The sequence below is a fragment of the Streptomyces sp. cg35 genome, assembly GCF_050410835.1.
Classification (GTDB): Bacteria; Actinomycetota; Actinomycetes; order Streptomycetales; family Streptomycetaceae; genus Streptomyces.
Genome location: NZ_CP191268.1, coordinates 630,104 through 648,749 on the forward strand (window position 1 = coordinate 630,104; position 18,646 = coordinate 648,749).

15 protein-coding genes are annotated in these 18,646 nt (G+C 71.9%); all 15 read right to left on the reverse strand.

Annotation, left to right across the window (positions count from 1 at the left end):
* Positions 1–9 precede the first annotated feature (9 nt).
* From ACQUQD_RS03135 to ACQUQD_RS03205, 15 genes are read right to left on the reverse strand one after another with little or no spacing between them, the layout of a single operon-like run.
* Positions 10–1,335, reverse strand: a complete 1,326-nt coding sequence (locus tag ACQUQD_RS03135) for a glutamate-1-semialdehyde 2,1-aminomutase (protein WP_428950358.1) — start codon at positions 1,333–1,335, stop codon at positions 10–12.
* A gap of 7 nt (positions 1,336–1,342) precedes the next feature.
* Entirely contained in the window at positions 1,343–1,894 is a 552-nt protein-coding gene (gene rfbC, locus ACQUQD_RS03140) for a dTDP-4-dehydrorhamnose 3,5-epimerase (RefSeq protein ID WP_428950359.1), read from the reverse strand.
* Positions 1,891–3,120: a polysaccharide pyruvyl transferase family protein gene (locus ACQUQD_RS03145; RefSeq protein WP_428950360.1), complete on the reverse strand. Its 1,230-nt coding sequence runs from the start codon at positions 3,118–3,120 to the stop codon at positions 1,891–1,893. The genes rfbC and ACQUQD_RS03145 overlap by 4 nt, the downstream gene beginning before the upstream one ends.
* Positions 3,117–4,091, reverse strand: coding sequence for a glycosyltransferase family 2 protein (locus ACQUQD_RS03150; protein WP_428950361.1), 975 nt, complete (start codon positions 4,089–4,091; stop codon positions 3,117–3,119). The genes ACQUQD_RS03145 and ACQUQD_RS03150 overlap by 4 nt, the downstream gene beginning before the upstream one ends.
* On the reverse strand, positions 4,088–5,377 hold the full coding sequence (locus ACQUQD_RS03155) for a hypothetical protein (protein WP_428957439.1): 1,290 nt from the start codon (positions 5,375–5,377) through the stop codon (positions 4,088–4,090). The genes ACQUQD_RS03150 and ACQUQD_RS03155 overlap by 4 nt, the downstream gene beginning before the upstream one ends.
* 5 nt (positions 5,378–5,382) lie before the next feature.
* Positions 5,383–6,666, reverse strand: coding sequence for a DUF4910 domain-containing protein (locus ACQUQD_RS03160; RefSeq protein WP_428950362.1), 1,284 nt, complete (start codon positions 6,664–6,666; stop codon positions 5,383–5,385).
* Positions 6,654–7,679 carry an NAD-dependent epimerase/dehydratase family protein gene (locus ACQUQD_RS03165; RefSeq protein ID WP_428950363.1) on the reverse strand — a complete coding sequence of 342 codons (1,026 nt, stop codon included), beginning with the start codon at positions 7,677–7,679 and terminating at the stop codon, positions 6,654–6,656. The genes ACQUQD_RS03160 and ACQUQD_RS03165 overlap by 13 nt, the downstream gene beginning before the upstream one ends.
* A 3-nt stretch (positions 7,680–7,682) precedes the next feature.
* Positions 7,683–8,345 (reverse strand): PIG-L deacetylase family protein, encoded by a 663-nt coding sequence (locus tag ACQUQD_RS03170; protein WP_428950364.1) that lies wholly within the window; start codon positions 8,343–8,345, stop codon positions 7,683–7,685.
* Positions 8,342–9,136 carry a glucose-1-phosphate cytidylyltransferase gene (locus ACQUQD_RS03175; protein WP_428950365.1) on the reverse strand — a complete coding sequence of 265 codons (795 nt, stop codon included), beginning with the start codon at positions 9,134–9,136 and terminating at the stop codon, positions 8,342–8,344. Before ACQUQD_RS03175 ends, ACQUQD_RS03170 begins: the two co-directional genes overlap by 4 nt.
* Positions 9,133–10,386, reverse strand: coding sequence for a class I SAM-dependent methyltransferase (locus ACQUQD_RS03180; RefSeq protein WP_428950366.1), 1,254 nt, complete (start codon positions 10,384–10,386; stop codon positions 9,133–9,135). The genes ACQUQD_RS03175 and ACQUQD_RS03180 overlap by 4 nt, the downstream gene beginning before the upstream one ends.
* Positions 10,383–11,624, reverse strand: a complete 1,242-nt coding sequence (locus ACQUQD_RS03185; RefSeq protein ID WP_428950367.1) for a glycosyltransferase — start codon at positions 11,622–11,624, stop codon at positions 10,383–10,385. Before ACQUQD_RS03185 ends, ACQUQD_RS03180 begins: the two co-directional genes overlap by 4 nt.
* A gap of 2 nt (positions 11,625–11,626) precedes the next feature.
* The gene (locus ACQUQD_RS03190; RefSeq protein ID WP_428950368.1) at positions 11,627–12,928 is read right to left on the reverse strand and encodes an O-antigen ligase domain-containing protein; all 1,302 of its coding nucleotides are present in this window, start codon (positions 12,926–12,928) and stop codon (positions 11,627–11,629) included.
* Between the two features lies 1 nt (position 12,929).
* Positions 12,930–14,471, reverse strand: a complete 1,542-nt coding sequence (locus tag ACQUQD_RS03195) for a right-handed parallel beta-helix repeat-containing protein (protein WP_428950369.1) — start codon at positions 14,469–14,471, stop codon at positions 12,930–12,932.
* Between the two features lie 9 nt (positions 14,472–14,480).
* Positions 14,481–16,424, reverse strand: a complete 1,944-nt coding sequence (locus ACQUQD_RS03200; RefSeq protein WP_428950370.1) for an alginate lyase family protein — start codon at positions 16,422–16,424, stop codon at positions 14,481–14,483.
* Entirely contained in the window at positions 16,421–18,607 is a 2,187-nt protein-coding gene (locus ACQUQD_RS03205; RefSeq protein ID WP_428950371.1) for a bi-domain-containing oxidoreductase, read from the reverse strand. The genes ACQUQD_RS03200 and ACQUQD_RS03205 overlap by 4 nt, the downstream gene beginning before the upstream one ends.
* Positions 18,608–18,646 lie beyond the last annotated feature (39 nt).

Here is an 18,646-nt window from a genome sequence, read left to right on the forward strand (position 1 = left end):
CACGTCACGTCATGCCAGGCGGCGGAAGACGGGTTTCACCGGCCGCCCGCCCACCCAGGGGGTGGGGTCGGCGGCGTCCAGTGCCTTCCGGTACACCGCACATGCCTGGGCCACGACGTCGACGGTGTGATCGATGTCGGCGTCGTCGAGCGCGCTGCTCACCACGAACGACGGGGCCAGCACTCCGCCCGCGAGGAGCCTGCGCAGGAACAGGGTGCGGTACTGCTGCGACGGCTGCCCGTTCTCGTCGAGAGTGGCGAAGACCAGGTTGCTGGCCCGGCCCCGGACGACGACGTGCTCGGCGACGCCCATGCTCGCCGCCGCGTCGCGGACCCCGGCGGCCAGCCGCTCGCCGAGGGCGTGCAGCCGCGCGGTGATCCCTTCCTCGACGTAGGTGGCCTGCACGGCCATGGCGGCCGCCAGGGAGTGCGTTTCCGCTCCGTGCGTGGTGGACAGCAGGAACACGCGGTCCCCGGAGTGCCGCAGCCCGCCCCGCTCCATCAGTTCGCGGCGCCCGGCCAGCGCGGAGACGGCGAACCCGTTGCCCAGCGCCTTGCCGAACGTGGAGAGGTCGGGCACGACACCGTACAGGCCCTGGGCGCCCGCCTCGGACCAGCGGAAGCCGGTGATCATCTCGTCGAAGATCAGTACGCAGCCGTGCCGGTCGGCCAGCTCGCGCAGGCCCTCGAGGTACCCGGGCGCGGGTTCGGTGTGGCCGGCGGGTTCGAGGATCAGGCAGGCGATCTCGTCCTGATACCGGGTCAGCAGCTCGTCCGTGGCGGCCAGGTCCCCGTACGGGAAGGACACGGTGAGCTCGGTGGTCGCCGCCGGAATACCGGCGGACATGGGTGTGGTGCCGATGAACCAGTCGTCGACGGAGAAGAACGGATGGTCGCCGCAGATGGCCACCCGCGGGCGCCCGGTGACGGCGCGGGCGAGGCGCACCGCGGCGGTGGTGACGTCGGAGCCGTTCTTCGCGAACTTCACCATCTCCGCGGTCGGCACCGTGGCCAGGAAGCGTTCGGCGGCCTCGACCTCCACGACGGAGGGCCGGACGAAGTTGCTGCCGCGGTCGAGTTCCCGGCGCGCCGCCTCACTCACCCGTGGGTGGGCATGGCCGAGGCTGACCGACCGCAGGCCGGAGCCGTACTCGATGTAACGGTTGCCGTCGAGGTCCCACACGTGGGCACCGCGGCCGTGGCTGATGACCGGGGCCAGGTCCTCGGGGTACTGGTCGTCGCCCTTGGCGTAGGTGTGCGCGCCGCCCGGGATCAGGGCGTGCAGCCGCTCGTTCGCCGTCCGCGACCGGGGCAGGGAGAACTCTTCGGTGTCCACGGTGAGTTCAGCTCTCTTTCTGCTTCAGGGCCTCGGCGAGTCCCGGCGCCTTCCGATCCCGCTCGGAGATCGATGTGACCGGCAGCGGCCAGGGAATGGCGAGTTCAGGGTCGTCGAAGGCGATCGTCACGTCCTCGGCCGGATCGTGCGGGCGGTCGATCCGGTACGAGGTGTCGGCGGTCTCGGTCAGCGCCTGGAAGCCGTGCGCGCACCCCGCCGGGATGTACAGGGTCACCTGCGTCTCGCCGGACAGATCGAAGGAGGCCACGTTGCGGTAGGTCGGCGAGTCGGGCCGCAGGTCGACGACGACGTCGAAGATCCGCCCGTACGAGCACCGCACCAGCTTGGCCTCGCCCGCGCCGGAGCGCAGGTGCAGGCCGCGCAGTACGCCGCGGACCGAGCGGGACACGCTGTCCTGGATGAAGGCGTCCGGGTCGAGGCCGACCGAGCGGACCACGTCGGCGTCGAAGGTGCGGCAGAAGAAGCCGCGTTCGTCGGCGTACGGCGTCGGCTCGAACAGGTAGGCGCCGGAGATCTCCGGGACTGCGGTCGCTTTCATGAGGTCTCCTGCCGGGCGTGGGCTTTGGCGCCGGCGTCGGCGGTCGCCGGGAAAAGGGCCGTGGTCAAGGCGGTGAATTGATGCGCGAGTTGTCGGGTGGCGGCCAGGTTCCGCTCGGCGAGGGTCCGGCGCAGTTCGGCCGAGCGCTTCTCCAACGCCCGGAACTGCTGCATCAGTTGGTCGGCGTCGACCTCACGGGCCGGATGGCAGTACGCGGCAAGTCCCATCTGCGCCATGAGCGCGTCGCTCTTGGCCGCGTAGCTGAGTGCGAGTGTCGGTGTGCCGGCCTTCAGCGCGCAGATCAGGTTGTGGTAGCGGGTGGCCACCACGGTGTCGGCGGCCGCCGTCTCCTTCATCAGGTCGGCCAGCGAGGTCGCCTCGGCGGCGGTGACCAGCGGTGAGTCCACCGCGTCGGTGATCGCGGCGACCACCGGCGCGTCGCATTCGTCGCCGGTGAGCAGCCGGACCGGCCTGCCGTCCTCGACGAGCGCGCGCACGAACCGGGTCGTGCCGTCGAGGTAACGGCGGTGGATCTCCTCGGACCGGGCACGGTCGTCGTTGCCGCCGTGGAAGTCCATGACCCCGACGCAGACCGGGCCCGGCGGGCCCGGTGCCGCGCTCGCCGACGGCGTCGGCAGGGCGAAGGCGAGGTCCGGGTAGACCTCGTCGCGCGTGGTGTCCACGCCCATCTCCCGTATCGCGTCCCGGGACTGGGTGTCACGGTACGAGCGGTAGGTGGCGAGCCGGGCCGACCAGCGCACCAGCGCGCGGGTCGGACGGTTGCCGATCGGGGCGGCGCCGACGCCGACCAGCGCCGTCCGGGTGCGCAGTACGCGGCCGCTCGCGCAGAGCAGGAACAGCGCGTACGGGAAGCCCCACGGCCGCAGCGGCAGCGTGGCCTCCAGGACGCCCATGCCCGGCACGATCACCACGTCGTGCCGGCGCACCCAGGCGGCGGTACGGACGACGTCGACGAGTTTGCCCAGGCCCTTGCCCGCGATCGCGCCCGCCCGCGACGCGGTCCGGTACTCCCCGCGGTACCAGTGCAGCCGCGTCGCGGGAATCCCGAACCGGGCCGTGACGGCCTCGGGGCCACCGCACAGTGCGTCCACGACCGCTTCCGGGTGGTCGGCGCGGAGGTATCCGAGCACCGCTTCGAGCGACCCGTCGTTGCCGAGGTTGCCGGAGCCGAGCAGGCCGAACACACCGACCCGCACCGGGGTCACGCCTGTCCCCCTTCACGACCTTCACGACCCGCACGGCCCTCACGCCCGGCGACGAGGGCGTCGACGGAGACGGTGAGCTTGGCCGGGTCGACCGGAGCGCGGTCCTCGACCCGTTCGCCGGCGCCCGGACGGACCCGGCTGGTCATCCAGGTGGCCAGGTGGCGGTGGCACGCGCGCCGGTCGGCCGCCGACAACGGCGCCCGCCGGATCGCCGAGGCGAAACCCCAGACGTACTCGGCGAGCAGCCGGGGCGTCGGGTGCAGCGGGCCGGCCCGGCGCGGGTCCAGGTTGACGCACCGGGAGCGCTTGGAAGGGTTCGCCCGCTCGGCGCGGGTGGGATGGTCGCGGCGGAAGTAGAGGAGCTCCGGCACCTGGTGGAAGGCCCCGTGCAGGGTGATCTCGGCGACGAACGTGCGGTCCGCGTGGTGGTAGCTGTCGTGCGGCTTCACCCGGCGCAGCACGTCGGCCCGCATCACCCCGTAGAAGTCGTCGCCGCCGGGCTCGAACAGCAGGCTGCGGAAGCGCTCGGGCGCGCTGGGCGAGTCGGTGGCGAGCGTGTACTCGTAAGGCACCTTCACCTGCCCGTCGCCGTCGATGACCGCCTGGTCGGAGTGCGCGAGGACCACGTCCGGCCGCTCGTCGAGGGCCTCCACGCAAGCCCGCAGCAGGTCCCGCGCGTACAGGTCGTCGTGCGAGGCCCACTTGAACAGCTCGCCGCGGCACTGGGTGAACACGTAGTTGTGGTTCGGCGCGGCGCCGATGTTCTTCAGCAGCCGGATGTAGCGGATGCGGGAGTCCTGCGCGGCGTACTTGCGGCAGATGTCCTGGGTCCCGTCGGTCGAGGCGTTGTCGGTGATGACCAGCTCGAAGTCCTCGTAGGTCTGGCCGAGCAGGGCGTCGAGCGACTCGGCGAGGTACTCCTCGCCGTTGTACACGGGCAGGCCGATGCTCAGCCTGGGGTGGGCGGTCATTGCGTCCTCACTTCGGGGATGGGGTTCTGGTGGCGCTCGCGCAGGGCGGACCGCAGGTGCAGCCACCACACGGCCGAGCTGCAGACGGTCGCGGCGGCGACGCCCCAGGCCGAGCCGACCGTGCCGCCGACGACCGCGCCGCCGAGTCCGCCGCCGACGTAGCAGGCGGAGGCGAACAGTTGGCAGCGCAGGCTGCGCCGGGCCGCGGCGAGCGCGCGCAGTCCGGCCGCCGCGCCGGTGCCGAGGCCGCTGCCCGCGACGCCGAGGGTGGCCGGCACGATGAGCTGGGAGGCGGAGTGCCAGACGTCGCCGAGGACGAGTTCGCCGGCCCGGTCGGGCATCAGGAGCAGCGCGGCGCCCCACAGCAGCGCGGCGGCGGCCTGCCCACCGCCCAGCAGGAGGCAGAACTTGGCGAGGCGTTGCGGGGCCTGCCGCAGCACCCGTGCCGCCTCCGCGACGGTCACCAGCGAGAGCCCCATCAGCAGGGCGAGGAACGGGCCGAGGAGCAGCTCGGCGCCCCGGACCGCGCCCACCGCGCCGACGCCGACGATCGCGCCGAGCCCGTACGCCCGCAGCTGGCTCGCGCCGCTGAGGCTGACGTTCTCGACCAGGTACCGGTAGCCCAGGTCGCGCTGCTCGCGCAGCCACCCGCGCGCCTGGGTCACCCGGGGCCGAATGCCGGACTGCAGGCAGCCGTACGCCGCGGCCACCGCGGCGGACACGCCCCAGGCGAGCACGAAAGCGGCGACGCTGCCCACGCGGGCCGCCACGACCATGGCCGGGACGAGCGCGACGCCCCACACGAGGTCGTTGACGAACGCCTTGCGCCCGGCGCCGGCGGCGAAGAACGCGAACCGCCAGGCGTCCTGCAGCAGCAGCGCGGGCAGCACGACACCGAGAGAGACGAACGCGGGCCCCACCCGGCCGCCGAGGCCGAGCCCGACCAGCAGGCACACCGCGCCGAGGGCGGTACCGACGCCGAGCGCGGCACCCGACGACCGGCCGGCCGCCGCACGCCAGGACGCCTCCGGCACGCCGCTGAAGCGCACCACGAGCGGGTCGGTGGCGAGACCGCGGGCGACGTTGAGCACCACGCCGTAGGTCAGCCAGGCCAGGCTGAACACGCCGAACGCGGTCACCCCGAGCGAGCGTGCCACGTAGATGCCCACCGCGAAGTTGGTCATGCTGGAGGCCGCCTGGTCGGCCAGTCCCCAGGACAGCCGGCCGACGACGGCCCGCCGCGCGCTCGCCGTCTTCGGCCTCGTCTTCTCCCCCTCGGTGGTCATCGGCGTCATGCCTTGATCAGTCCGGCGCCGTGCAGGGCGTCGGCCGCGGCGGCGACGGTGTCGAACGGCAGAGCGGACCGTTCGGCGACGTCCAGCAGACTGTGCTCGCCGTCGGAGAGGTTGAGCACCCAGAGCATGGCCATCTGGGCCTGCTTGGTGTCGCTGCGGCCGCCGAGCGCGTCGTACAACCCGCGGCGTCCCAGCTGTGGTTCGCCGTAGGGGCTGAGGTTGACGTACTGCCGGTTGCGGTCGAGCACGGCGAACGCCTCGCGGCAGACGGCGAGGGTGTCCGCCATCGCCTCCGGAGTGACGAAGTCCGGGTTGTCCGCCGAGGTGTGGTACTCGGGGTACCCGGCGTACGGGGTCCGGCTGAGCGAGCCCACGCCGAGGTCGAAACCGGGCGAGCAGTACTGCCGCTCGTCGTAGCCGTACGGGGTGAACTCGTTGATGTGGTGCGGCCGTTCGGAGGCGGACAGCACGTGCCGCATCACCCGGTCGATCTCCGCGTCGCCGCGTCTGCTCTGCTTGTACGTCAGCTGTCCCGAGTCGCCGGCGCAGGCCAGCACCAGGCCGTGCTTGACCCGCTCGATCCGCTCCGCGTTGCGCGCCAGCCAGGTGATGGCCCCGATGGTGCCGGGCGCGTAGATGAACCGGTAGGTGTAGTAGGGCGTCTGCTCGGCCAGCGCCCTGGCCAGGTACGTCGCCACCGCGATGCCGGCCAGGTTGTCGTTGGCCAGCGACGGGTGGCAGACGTGGCAGGAGACGATCACCTCGTCGGAGACCTGCCCGGGGACGACGTGCTCGGCGTAGGTGAGGTGCCCGTCGGCGAGTGTGGAGTCGATGCGCACCTCGTAGTCGCCGTCCGGCAGTGCGTCCAGCGTCTCCTGGGCCAGGCAGAACCCCCATTCGGGTTTGTAGTAGCTGGTGCGGTACGGGACCAGACCCGGCTGGTCGGGCAGGGTGTGCAGGTGTGCGCGGAGCTCGGCCAGCGGCATGGTCCGTGACACCGGCACGCTGTAGCCGAGCACGTGCAGGCTGGACGCGGCGAAGTCGACGACGCGGTTGCCCGCGGTGTCGGCGACGTACGCGTCCCGGATGTTCCACTCCTGCGGCACCGTCCAGTCGAGCACCTGCGTCCCGGTCGGCACCTCGTGCACCTGCAGCGGGACGTACTCACCGACGATGTCCAGGGTGGCGCGCACACCGTCGCCGGTGATGCTCCGGCAGAGCGGGTAGAGCCGCTCCACCAGTGCGTGCATCTCTTCGCCGGCGCCTGTCATCGGCGCCACCGCAGGGTGCCGTCGACGGTGCCGGCGTCGGACGCCGCGCGCAGCACGGCGAGGCGGGTGAAGCGTCGCTCGAAGTCCTCCTGGGCCAGCCCGTGTTTCCGGTAGGCCTCGGCGAGTTCGAGCGCGCCCTGCTCCACCGTCCACTCGACGTCGAAGCCGGGCAGCGCGGCACGGAACCGCGAGAAGTCCACCCGGTACGACCGCGGATCGGCGCCGTTCTCCCCGGTGATCACCACCTTCGAGCCGGGCACCGCCTCGGCGACCTGCTCGGCGATCTCGGCGACCGTGACGTTGTTGATCTCGCTGCCGATGTTGAACGCCCGGTCGTGCACCGCCTCCTGGGGCGCGGACAGCGCGGCCGTGAAGGCCCGCGCGATGTCGGCGGCGTGCACCAGCGGGCGCCAGGGAGTGCCGTCGGAGAGCACCCGCACCTCGCCGGACATCAGCGCGTGGCCCACCAGGTTGTTCAGCACGATGTCGGCGCGCAGCCGGGGCGAGTAGCCGAAGGCGGTGGCGTTGCGCATGAACACCGGGGTGAAGTCGTCGTCGGCGAGTGCGTGCAGGTCGTCCTCCACCCGCACCTTGGACTCCGCGTACGGCGTCACCGGGCGCAGCGGGGCGTCCTCGGTCACCAGGTCGTCGCCGCCGGAGGCGCCGTAGACGGAGCAGGTCGACGCGTACAGGAAGCGCCGCACGCCGGCGTCGCGGGCCAGCCGGGCGAGGCGTACGGACGCGTGGTGGTTGATGTCGTAGGTGAGTTCCGGTGCCAGCGAACCCAGCGGGTCGTTGGAGAGCGCGGCCAGGTGGATCACGGCGTCCACCCCGGCGACGTGTTCGGCCGTGATGTCACGCAGGTCCACCCGGTGCCCGGACGGGTCCGCCGGCGGCGGGCCGAGGACGCAGTCGGCGAACAGGCCGGCGTCGAGACCGACGACTTCGTGTCCGGCTGCCGTGAGGACCGGGGCCATCACGGTGCCCAGGTAGCCCTGGTGTCCGGTCAGCAGTACGCGCAAGGTTCATTCCCCCAGAGTGGAAGTGCCGAGATCGAGCGTGAGTTTGGAGACGGCGAAGGCCTCGGCGTAGCGGGCGTGGCATTCGATGCCGCGGATCCGCGCGAGACCGAGGAAGGCCTCCCGGTCGTACCAGGGCCGGTGCCGCTGCGAGGGGTAGTGCTCCTGGAGCAGCCGGACCTTCTGTTCGGCGGTCTCCGGGGACAGCGGCTGGTACGCCGACGGGCGGCCGAGGTCGCCGTCCCACTTGACGATCTCGTAGCGGAGCACGAGGTGGTCGCGGTACGCGGTGGTCATGAGCTTCGCCAGGCCGCGGTGGTCCTGGTGCGCGTCATCGGTACGCGGCGCGAGGACGAGGTCCGGCTCGGTCCGCTCGCGGAGCTCCTCGACCGCGGCCTTGGCCTCCTCCCAGTGCGCGGGCATCCGGCCGTCCGGCAGCTTGAGCACGGTCAGCCGCAGGTCGGCGCCCGGGCAGAAGGCGGCGAGCGCGGCCTGCTCCTCCTGCTCCCGCTCACTGCCGCCGCCGGAGAGCACCAGCGCGTCGACCCGGATTCCCGGGTGGGCGAGGCACAGCGTCAGCAGGGTGCCGCCGGCGCCGATGGCGATGTCGTCGCAGTGCGCGCCGACCGCGACGATCCGGTCGAGCCGACCGGCCCCGAGCCGGATCACGCACTCACCCCCGCGGCGTCCCGCTCCCACACGGCCCACGGGCGGTCGCCCCGGGTGTAGGCGTCGTCGAGCGCGGCCCGTTCCTTCACGGTGTCGGTCGGCTTCCAGAAGCCGCGGTGCTGATGTGCCACCAGCCGTCCCTGCTTGGCCAGTTGGGCGCATCCGTCGGCGACCAGGTCCCCGTTCTCCGGTATGTGGTCGAAGACCTCCTGCCGGAGAACGAAGTAGCCGCCGTTCTCCCACAGCGGCATGTCGCTCACCGCGGTGATGCCCCCGACCAGACCGTCCTCGCCCAACTCCACGCAGTGGAAGGACGATTGCGGCGGTACCACCATCATCGACGCTCCGGCGTCGCGCGCGGCGAACCGGTCGATCATCTCCGGCAGCGGCGCGTCGGTGAGCACGTCGGCGTAGTTGGCGAGGAACATCTCGTCGCCGTCCAGGTGGTGGCGGACCCGGCGCAGCCGCTCCCCGATCGGCGACTCGATGCCCGTCTGCGCGAACGTGATCGTCCAGTCGGCTATGTCGGTGGACAGCAGCTCGGTCCGCCCGCCGCGCAGCACGAAGTCGTTCGACGTCGTCTCCTCGTAGTTGAGGAAGAAGTTCTTGATGTGGTGCGCCCCGTACCCGAGGCACAGGATGAACTCGGTGTGCCCGAAGTGCGCGTAGTAGCGCATGACGTGCCAGATCAGCGGTCTCGGGCCGACCATCGCCATCGGCTTGGGCACGTCGTCGGCGGCGCCGCTGCGCATCCGCATCCCGTAACCGCCGCAGAACAGAACGACCTTCATGCTGTGACCTCTTTCAAGGACGCGACCTCGACAATGCTCAGTTCCGGGATGGGAAAGACGAGGCGGCCGCCCCACTCGTGCACGAAGGACAGCTGCTCGACCAGCTCGGCCCGCAGGTTCCACGGGAGGACGAGGACGTAGTCGGGCCTGTCGGTGCCGATCTGCTCGGGCGACAGGATCGGGATGCGGGTGCCCGGGGTGAACCTGCCGTGCTTGTACGGGTTGCGGTCGACCGTGTACGGGAGCAGGTCGGGCCGGATGCCGCAGTGGTTGAGCAGGGTGTTGCCCTTGCCCGGGGCGCCGTAGCCGACGACCGTCTCGCCGCGCTCGGCGGCCTCGATGAGGAACTTGAGGAGGTCCCGGCGCACCTTGGCCACCCGCGCGGAGAACTCGGTGTACCCGGACAGCTCCTGCAGCCCGGCGGCCTTCTCCCGGGCCAGCACGTCGGCCACCTGCTGCGTCGGCTCGCCGGCCACCTCGGCGGGCCGGGCCCACAGCCGGATGGAGCCGCCGTGCGTGGGCAGCAACTCGACGTCCACGAGCTTCAGCCCGCCGCTGGCCAGGGCCCGGATCGCGGACGCGACCGTGTAGTACTGGAAGTGCTCGTGGTAGATCGTGTCGTACTGGTTCTCCTCGATCAGGGTCAGCAGGTGCTGCACCTCGATGGACACCCAGCCGTCGTCGGCGACCAGGGCGCGCAGCCCCTGGGTGAACCCGACCACGTCGGGAATGTGCGCGTACACGTTGTTGGCCACGACCAGGCCCGCCGGACCGTGCTCGGCGCGGACGGCCGCGCCGGTCTCCGGGGACAGGAACTCCGTGAGGGTGGGCACCCCCGCGTCCCGTGCCGCCGCGCCGACGTTCACCGACGGCTCGATGCCGAGGCAGCGGATCCCCCGGTCCACCACGTGGCTCAGCAGGTACCCGTCGTTGCTCGCGACCTCGACCACGAAGCCGTCGGGGCCGAGACCCACCTTCTGCACGGCGTCGGCGACGAACGTGCGCGCGTGCTCCACCCAGGAGGTCGAGTAGGAGGAGAAGTACGCGTACTCCTTGAACGTCTCCTCCGGCGTGATCAGCGGCGGGATCTGCGCCAGCCAGCAGTCCGTGCAGACCCGCAGGTGCAGCGGGTACGCGGGCTCCGGCTCGTCCAGGTGGTCCGCGGCGAGAAAGCTCTCGCACGGTGGCGTCGCTCCCAGGTCGACGACGCTCGCCATCGCTTCCGAGCCGCAGAGTCGGCATCGTGTCATGTGCTGTCCCCATCCCCCCTGCTCGCGCGGATGTCCCCGCCACGAGCCAGTGCTGACCGCCCCGCGATCGCGGTGCGGTACTCCTCCACCAGGCGCTCCAGGCCGACGGCCGGGCTGAACCCCTGCTCGTAACGGCGTCGGGCCGCCCGGCCCATCTCCCGGTTGCGGTCCGGTTCGACCGCGATCCGGCGTATGCAGGACGCGAGCGAGGCGGCCTCGCCCGGCCGGTGCAGCAGCCCGGTCACCCCGTCCTCGACGAGTTCGACGAAGGCGCCGTGCCCGGCGGCGACGGTCGGCACCCCGGCCGCCATCGCCTCGACGACCACGAGGCCGAACGCCTCCAGCCACGTCGAGGGAGCCACCACGGCGACCGACCGGGCGATGGCCTTCTGGCACTCCGCCGTGTCGTACAGGCCGACGTAGCGCACGTCGTCCCGGCCCGCCGCCCAGGCGGTCACCTCCTGCTCCAGCGGCCCCGCGCCGGCGATCACGAGCGGTACGCCCACACCGCCGCTCGCCGCGAGCTCGTCCCACGCGGCCATCAGCAGCCGCACTCCCTTGGCCTGCGCGAGCCGGCCGAGATAGAGCACGTGCTCACCGGCGTCCTCACGGCACGTACCGGGGTCGGGCACGAAGTTGTGCTTCACCGCCAGCCGCTCGGCCGGCATGCCCGATCGCACCAGCACGTCGCGCTGTGCCTCGGAGATGCAGAAGAACCGCTCCACGCCGGACCACCAGCGCCGCCGGTTGACCGACAGGCTGACGGCGAGCGGCACCGTCGCGAGCCGGGAGTTCCGGTAGCAGCCGTGCCGGACGGCGGGCAGCGGCGTCGACCCGACGCACTCGGTGCACGGCCGGCCGTCCCGTTGCAGCGTGCCGGGCGGGCAGACCTGGGTGTAGTTGTGCAGCGTCGCGACGGCGGGCACACCGGCGTCGGCGCAGGCGGCAAGCACCGCGGGCGACAGGAGCGGGAAGACGTTGTGGACGTGGACCACGTCCGGCCGCTCGGCGCGCAGCCGGGTGGCGAGTTCGCCGCGGACCGCCGGGTTCCACGGCACGAGCAGCGGTACGGCGGCCTTGCTGAGCAGGGACCGGTCGGCGATGGTGTCGCTGCGCCGCTCGAACACCTCGACCCGGTGGCCGGCCGCGCGCAGCAGCTCCACCTCCTGGTCGACGACCTTGTTCTCCCCGCTCGGCTGCGCCGAGGCGTAGCGGTTGTGCACCACGAGGACGTGCATGCTCAGGTCACCTCCGGTTTCCGGGCCCGGCGCGGCACGCGTCGTCGGGGGACGTCGGGCGCGGGCAGCGCGGTGGCCGCGGCAGGCGCCGCCAGCAGCGAGGCGGCCACGGCCAGATGCAGCAGATACGGCGAGGCATCGCCGAGCCCGGCCTCGGTGTACGACGCGATCGCGCAGTAGCTGATCAGGAAGATCGCGCAGGCCCGCTGCAACGACGGTGGCCGCAGCAACGCGACGCCGGCCAGGACGATGATGATCGCCGCCACGATGGCGGTGCCGATCAGGCCCTGCTCCTCGTACACGGCGAGCCAGCTGTTGTCGATGGGCAGCCCGCCGAACGACTTGTCGCCCAGGCCCATGCCGAACAGCTGCTCCGAGGTCGTCCGGGGTGCTGCCAGCAGGGCGTCCCAGACCTTGGCCCGGCCGGTGAGGTTGGAGAAGTTCTCCTGGGTCTGCCCGCGCAGGAACCACGCCTGCAGAGCGGAGCTGAACCCCACCGCGGCCACCGTGGCGCACAGCACCGTCCAGGCGAAGAACCGGCGGGCGGCGGCGCTGGTCAGAATGAGCGAGCCGATCGCCAGGGCAAGACCGACGAGCAGGCCGAGCGTAGCGGTACGGGTATGGGTCAGCGCGAGCAGGACGAGTGACGGCACGATGACCACCGCCGCGCTGGTCCTGTCGGTCCGGCGGCCCAGGAGGAGCAGCACGGTGAGGCCGATGATCACCGCGGCGTACTGTCCGATCTGCGGCGGGGTGAGCGGCCACAACGCTCCGACGAGGCGTCCGCCGTAGAGCTCGGGCAGGGCGGCGCCCGGTGAGATGACCAGGCCGGCGGCCACCGACCCGAGCACCGCGAAGTACAGGCGGATGTGGTGCCGGGCGAACGTCAGGCCGCCGTCCCACCAGCGGCTGAGCAGCCACAGCGTGCCGACGAAGAGCGCCAGCCGGCCGCAGCGGAACAGCGCGCCGAACCCGGACTCCAGGTCCGCGCTGGAGATCACGCTCGGCACCAGCAGCAGGGTGAGCAGGAGCAGGAAGGCGCCGCCCCGGATGCGCAGCCGGAGATTGACCGCGAGCGCCAGGGCGAACGCGGCGACCAGCGAGCCCATCGTGACCATCTGGATGAGGGAGCGGGGCAGCGGGACGATGGTCTTCGCACCGGCGGAGCCGAGCGTGTTGAGGATCAGCAGACCCCAGACGATGCCGACGATCTTCGGAGTGCCGGCCGGGCGCGGCGCGGCGGGCTGCGTGCCCGCGGTGTCCGGTCGGCTCGGCGGCCCGGTGCGCGTCAGGTTCCAGGCCATCTCAACCACCCGCCTGTGCGCGGAAGGTGCTGCCCGCGTCCTGCTGGTACGGCGCGTCCTGCCACTCCCCGACGTCGAGCACCTGGCTCGGGTCGCGGGCGACGAACTTCCACGGTCCGAGGTAGGCGTTGTCGTGCCAGCGGTTGTGCTGCTTCTCGGTGATCGCGTCAGCCACCCCTTCCCCCTTGTAGGGCGACCAGTCCGGATAGGTGCCGTAGTTGGCGAGCACCGACATGCGGTCGCACTTCGCCGTGCACTTGAGGACGGACTTGTCCAGCACGAAGCGGTTGTCGTGGATGTCCACCCGCTGGGTCTTCCACCGGCAGTCGGCGTAGAGCGGTGCTTTGGAGATCGCCGGTTTCGCGCAGCGGTCGGTGTGGTGCACCAGCAGGGTGCAGTCACCGGACGAGGTGTTGGCCGGGCTGTTGCAGAACCGGTCGGCGTTCTCCCACAGGGTGATCCCGGACCAGTTGTTCTCCAGCACGTTCCGGTAGATCTCGATCTTGTCGGTGCGGGCTCGGATCCGCGGTTCGCCGCCGGACTCGGACAGGTAGACGGTCGCGAACGGGAAACTGTCGCCGCTGTCGGCCGCCTTGCGGCCCTCGACCCAGTTGTTGCGCCGGATCGTGTTGTTCCGGATGACCGCGTTGTAGCTGGTCTCGTAGATCAGCGCGGCCCCGTCGTTCGCCTCGAGCACGTTGTTCTCGATGCGGAAGTCGTTGTTGTTGGTGTCAGCCCACAAGCCGGTGCCGCGGTTGTCGTGCACCCAGTTGCCGCGTACGTCGGCGCCGTTGACGGCCCAGAACTTGATGCCTCCGGTGCAGCCGCAGCCCTTGCGCCGCCGCTCCCAGTCGCCGGTGTTGTTGCCGACGATCTCGTTGCCCTCGACGACCAGGCCGCTGAGGGGACCGCCGGACTTGTACGCGTTCATTCCGTACTGGCCGTTGTCGCGCAGGCAGTTGGCGCGGACCTGCTGGCGGGCACCGGCCATCAGCCCGGCGCCGGAGTTCTTCTGGATCGTCGCGTGCTCGATCACCCAGCCGTCGGCCGAGTCGTGGTTGACCACGCCCTCGTTCTGCGGGGCGACGAAACCCTGCACGGTCAGGTAGCGGATGGTGACGTCGCGGGCGCTGCCGCCGAACGCGTACTGGTTCTTCTTCCGGCCGTCGAGCACCGCGCCCGGCGCACCGAGGTAGCGGTTCCCCTTCTTGGGGATGACCTGGGCGTAGCGGTCCGGGTCGAGCCGGTGCTTGCCCGGCCGGAGCCAGAACGTGGTGTGCGGGGGGTTGCTCTTGGTCTTCGCCGCCAGGTCACCGACCTTCTTGGGGTCGACCGTCACCGCGCCCGCCGGTGCCTTCGCCGGCCCGGCCGCGGGTCTGGCGCACACCCGGGCCACGGCCGTGGACGGGGTCGCGGACGTGGAGGGCACAGCGGTCGGCTCTGTCCGCGCGTCCGTCGTCGTGTTCTCACAGCCGGTCACCGTCAGCAGGGCCAGCGCCAGTAGAGCCGTCGCCCACACCCAGTGCCGCCTCTTGATCTCCACGCGCCCCCCCTAGCCGTGGAACCCGAGCACGGTGGTGAAGCCCTCCGTGCCGTCGGTGAAGCCGGTGCCGACCAGCGTGGTGGAGGGTTCCTTGCGCCCGAACCCGGCGGAGTACCAGCCCAGCGGCGGTTCGGTCTCGCCGCGATGGGCCCGCCAGCTCAGTTCGCCGGGCAGGTCGAGCACGGCGGAGCGGTCCTCGCCGTCCCGGGTCCAGGTGAGCACGGCCCGGTCGCCCGACAGGTCAGCGGTGATCGCCGGGCCGAGGTGGAACGCCAGCCGCACGGCCCGGCGCGGGCCGCGCACCTCGTCGACGATCCTCAATTCCTTTGTCGCTTCGGTCAGTTCGACCCGGCGGCGGTGCACGGAGTCCTCGTAGCCGTCGTGCTCGGCGCACCAGCGGGCCACGCCCTCTCCGGACGTGTCCGCGACCAGGACACGGCTGCGGGCCTGGCGGGTCCACAGGAAGGGGCCGCCGGAGACGGACTGGTCGCTGCCGTCCAGTTCCAGGGTGTTGTGACCGAGGGTCGACCGGAAGTACTGCCGCCACTCGGGCTGCCCGTGGTAGCAGAACGTCCCGGGGTCGGCGAGCACGTCGACCCCGTCGTGCCGGACCTCCACGGACAGCGCGTCCGCGTGGGCATGCGCGGCGATGGACAGGAAGCCGTGCGGACCGCCGTCGCAGCGGCACCAGATCTCCGACCCGCCGCGCAGGATGGTCAGGCCCGCGTCGGCGAAGTGGGCCGGTCGGCTCGCCGGACGCGTCACGGACGGTTCCGTGCGCTTGATGAGCGCGGCGAGGAGCGGGGTGCGCACATCGGTGCCGGTCACGGCCGGCCACCAGGCGAGCCGGCCGAACACGGCGTCCCCGGTGGCGAGCAGCGAGGCCCAGCGGTCGGTGCCGGCGCCGTCCACGACCAGGCCGTACCCGTCGTCCGCGTCGCCTTGGCGCGGCGGTCGCAGGCGGCTGTCGACGACGGCCGCGAGCGCGTCGGTCATCCGCAGCAGCACCAGCCGGATCGACGCGGGGACCGGCACGTCGGCGGCATCCGCCTCGGCCACCGCGGCCAGGCCGAGTTCGAGCACCAGGCCGTGGTACTCGGTGGCCAGTTCGCGGTTGAGGCCGGAGACGAAGGTGTTGTTGCGCAGCTGCCGCTCCAGCGACCGCAGCGCGTCGTCTCGCCAGCGCGCCGAGGAGGGGAACCAGCCGAACGCGCAGGCCGCGGCGAACTGCCCGGCGGTCTCGGCGATGACGTGGTTGTTCGCCGAGGACCCCCGGCTGGGGAAGCCGGCCAGCCAGCGCTGGTGGTGCCAGATCTGGTTCCGTGCGACCGGGTTGTCCTCGAACAGCTCGGCCGCGCCCGCCCAGCCGTCGAGCAGCCGGCGGATCCACACCCAGGACAGCAGCCGGATGCCCAGCTCGATGCCGCTGATCCAGTGCACGCCGCGCAGCGGCGGGTTGGCCGCCCACCACGACCTCAGGTGCTCGGCCACGCGCTCGGCGTACCGCTCGTTCCCGGTGACCGCGTAGGCGGCGGCGAGCACGGTGAGGTACTGGTGCCGGGACGGCTCCCAGATCTGCTTGATGTCCCCGACCACGTCCTCGTTCCGGTACGGCACACCGAAGGCGTAGCCGAACGGCGCCCGGCGGCCGGTCTTCGGGTCGTACCACCAGTCCGGATCGGTCAGGTCGTCGCGGACCACTCCGAAGAATTCGGCGTGGCCGTACATCAGCCGGTCCGCCTCGGCGAGGAGACGCTTCGCGGCGTCCGGCGGTATCGCGCCGATCGTCCCGGCGGGCAGGACCGCGGTGAACCGGGCGCCGGTCACGCTCGGGCAGTCGGGCCGCGCCGACCGCCACCGCCGCCTGCGCACCGCGTCGCCCACCCGGCCGCCGACCTCCGCCGGTCTCATCCGGGACAGCCGCCGCAGGTACCAGCCCGCGCTCATGGTCATCGCGTCCTCGCCAGCGTCACCGGCGCGCCGCCGGCCAGGCCGGCCTGCACGGCGAGGGTGGCCGACGTGGTGGCGACCAGCGACTCCAGCGGTACCGGCATCGGCCCGCCGGTCCGCACGGCCTTGATGAACGCGGCCAGTTCGGCGTTCTGTCCCTTGTCCCGGGCCTTGGGCAGCCGCGAACTGACCCACCGCTTGCGGCCGTAGACCGAGGCACGGACGAAGTCGTCGAGCCGCAGCACCTTGCCGTCCGCGACGAGGTCCAGCGTCTCCTTGGGGAAGCCGGGCGCGCCGGTGGTGACGTAGCTGATGGTGGCGGTGGACCCGTCCGGGTAGCTCAGTACGACCTGCAGGTCCTCGTTGCCGGACGAGGCGACCGTGTACACCGAGACCGGGTCGGCCTCGAGCAGCCAGCTCGCCGTGTCGATGAAGTGTCCACCCTCGCCCTCGAACCGCGAGCCCTCCGTGCCCTGCTGGAGGTACCAGCTGCCGTGCTGCAGCCGGCCCGCGTTGACCAGGTAGCGCAGGCTCGCCGGACCGGTCCGGGCGCCGAGGCGCTTCTTCGCCTCCTGCAGCAGCGGCGCGAAGCGGCGGTTGAAGCCCACCTGCAGCCGGTCGTTGCCGGACTCCTCCACCGCGGCGAGCACGCCGGCCAGCTCGTCCTCGGTGAGGGCCAGCGGCTTCTCCACGAACACCGCCTTGCCGGCCAGCAGCGCCTTGCGGGTGAGTTCGGCGTGCGAGCTGTGCCGGGTGACGACGAAGACCGCGTCGATGGACTTGTCGCCGAGCACGGCGTCGAGGTCGGTGGTCGCCTCGGCGAAGCCGAACTTCCGCTGCGCGTTGGCCGCGGACAGCGCCGTCGTGGTGACGACGGTCGACAGCTCGACGCCGTCGCGCTGCGAGAGGTGCGGCAGCAGCATCGATGTCGCGTAGTTGCCCGCGCCGACGAACGCAAGGCGCACCGGTGTCCCGGCGGCCCGGGCCGGGGCGGCCGCCTCGCCGCTGCGGCGCACCGCGGGCACGGCCACCACCGGGGCCTCCGCCTCCCCTTCCCCCGACTGTTCGGGGTACCGGAACAGCACGGCCACGGCCTTCAGATCGCCGTCCTTCAGGCGCTGGTACGTCTCGACGGCGTCGTCGAAGTCGGCTACGTGGGAGACCAGGGGCTCCACGTCGACACGGCCGCGGGCGACGAGGTCGAGGAAGCACGCGAGATTGCGGCGCTCGGTCCAGCGCACGTAGCCGATCGGGTAGTCCCGCCCCTCGATCTCGTACTCCGGGTCGTAGCGTCCGGGGCCGTAACTGCGGGAGAACCGGACGTCGAGCTCTTTCTCGTAGTACGCGTTCCACGGCAGGTCCAGGCGGCACTTGCCGATGTCGACGACCCGGCCGCGGTCCCGGCAGAGCCGGGCGGCCAGCTCGACGGGCTGGTTGCTGCCGCCGCCGGCGGCCAGGTACACCTGGTCCACGCCGTGACCGCCGGTGAGTTCGGCGACGGCGGCCTCCACGGCCGCGGACCCGGGATCGCCGCAGGCCGCGGCGCCCAGGCGCTCGGCGAGCTCGCAGCGCACCGGGTCGGGGTCGGCCCCGACGACACGGACGCCCGAGGCGGTGAGGAGCTGCACCACCAGCTGTCCGATCAGCCCGAGGCCGATGACGAGCGCCACCTCACCGAGCTGCGGCTCGCCCTGGCGGACGCCCTGCATCGCGATCGACCCGACGGTGCCGAAGGCCGCGTGACGCGGCGCGAGGCCGTCCGGCACCGGGGTGTAGAGGTTCTTCGGCACCCAGTTCAGTTCGGCGTGCAGCGCGTGCTCGTTGCCGGCGCAGGCGACGAGGTCGCCGACCTTCACATCGTCGATCCCGGGGCCGACCTGCTCGACGATCCCGCACAGCGAATAGCCGAGCGGCGTGTAGGAGTCCAGCTTGCCCATCACCTTGCGGTAGGTGGCGGGCACCCCGTTGATGGCCACGCTCTGCATGACCTTGGCCACCTGGTCGGGGCGGGAGCGGGCCTTGCCCAGCATCGACATGCCGGCCTCGGACACCTTCATGAGCTCGGTCCCGGTGGATATCAGCGAGTAGGCGGTGCGGACCAGCACACCGCCCGGCTTGCAGCCCGGCTCCGGCACGTCGAGCACCGCAAGCTCGCCGCTCTTGTAGTTCTGTACAACCTGCTTCACCCGAAGTCCCCTTGTTCCTCAGCCGTGTTCGCCGTGTTC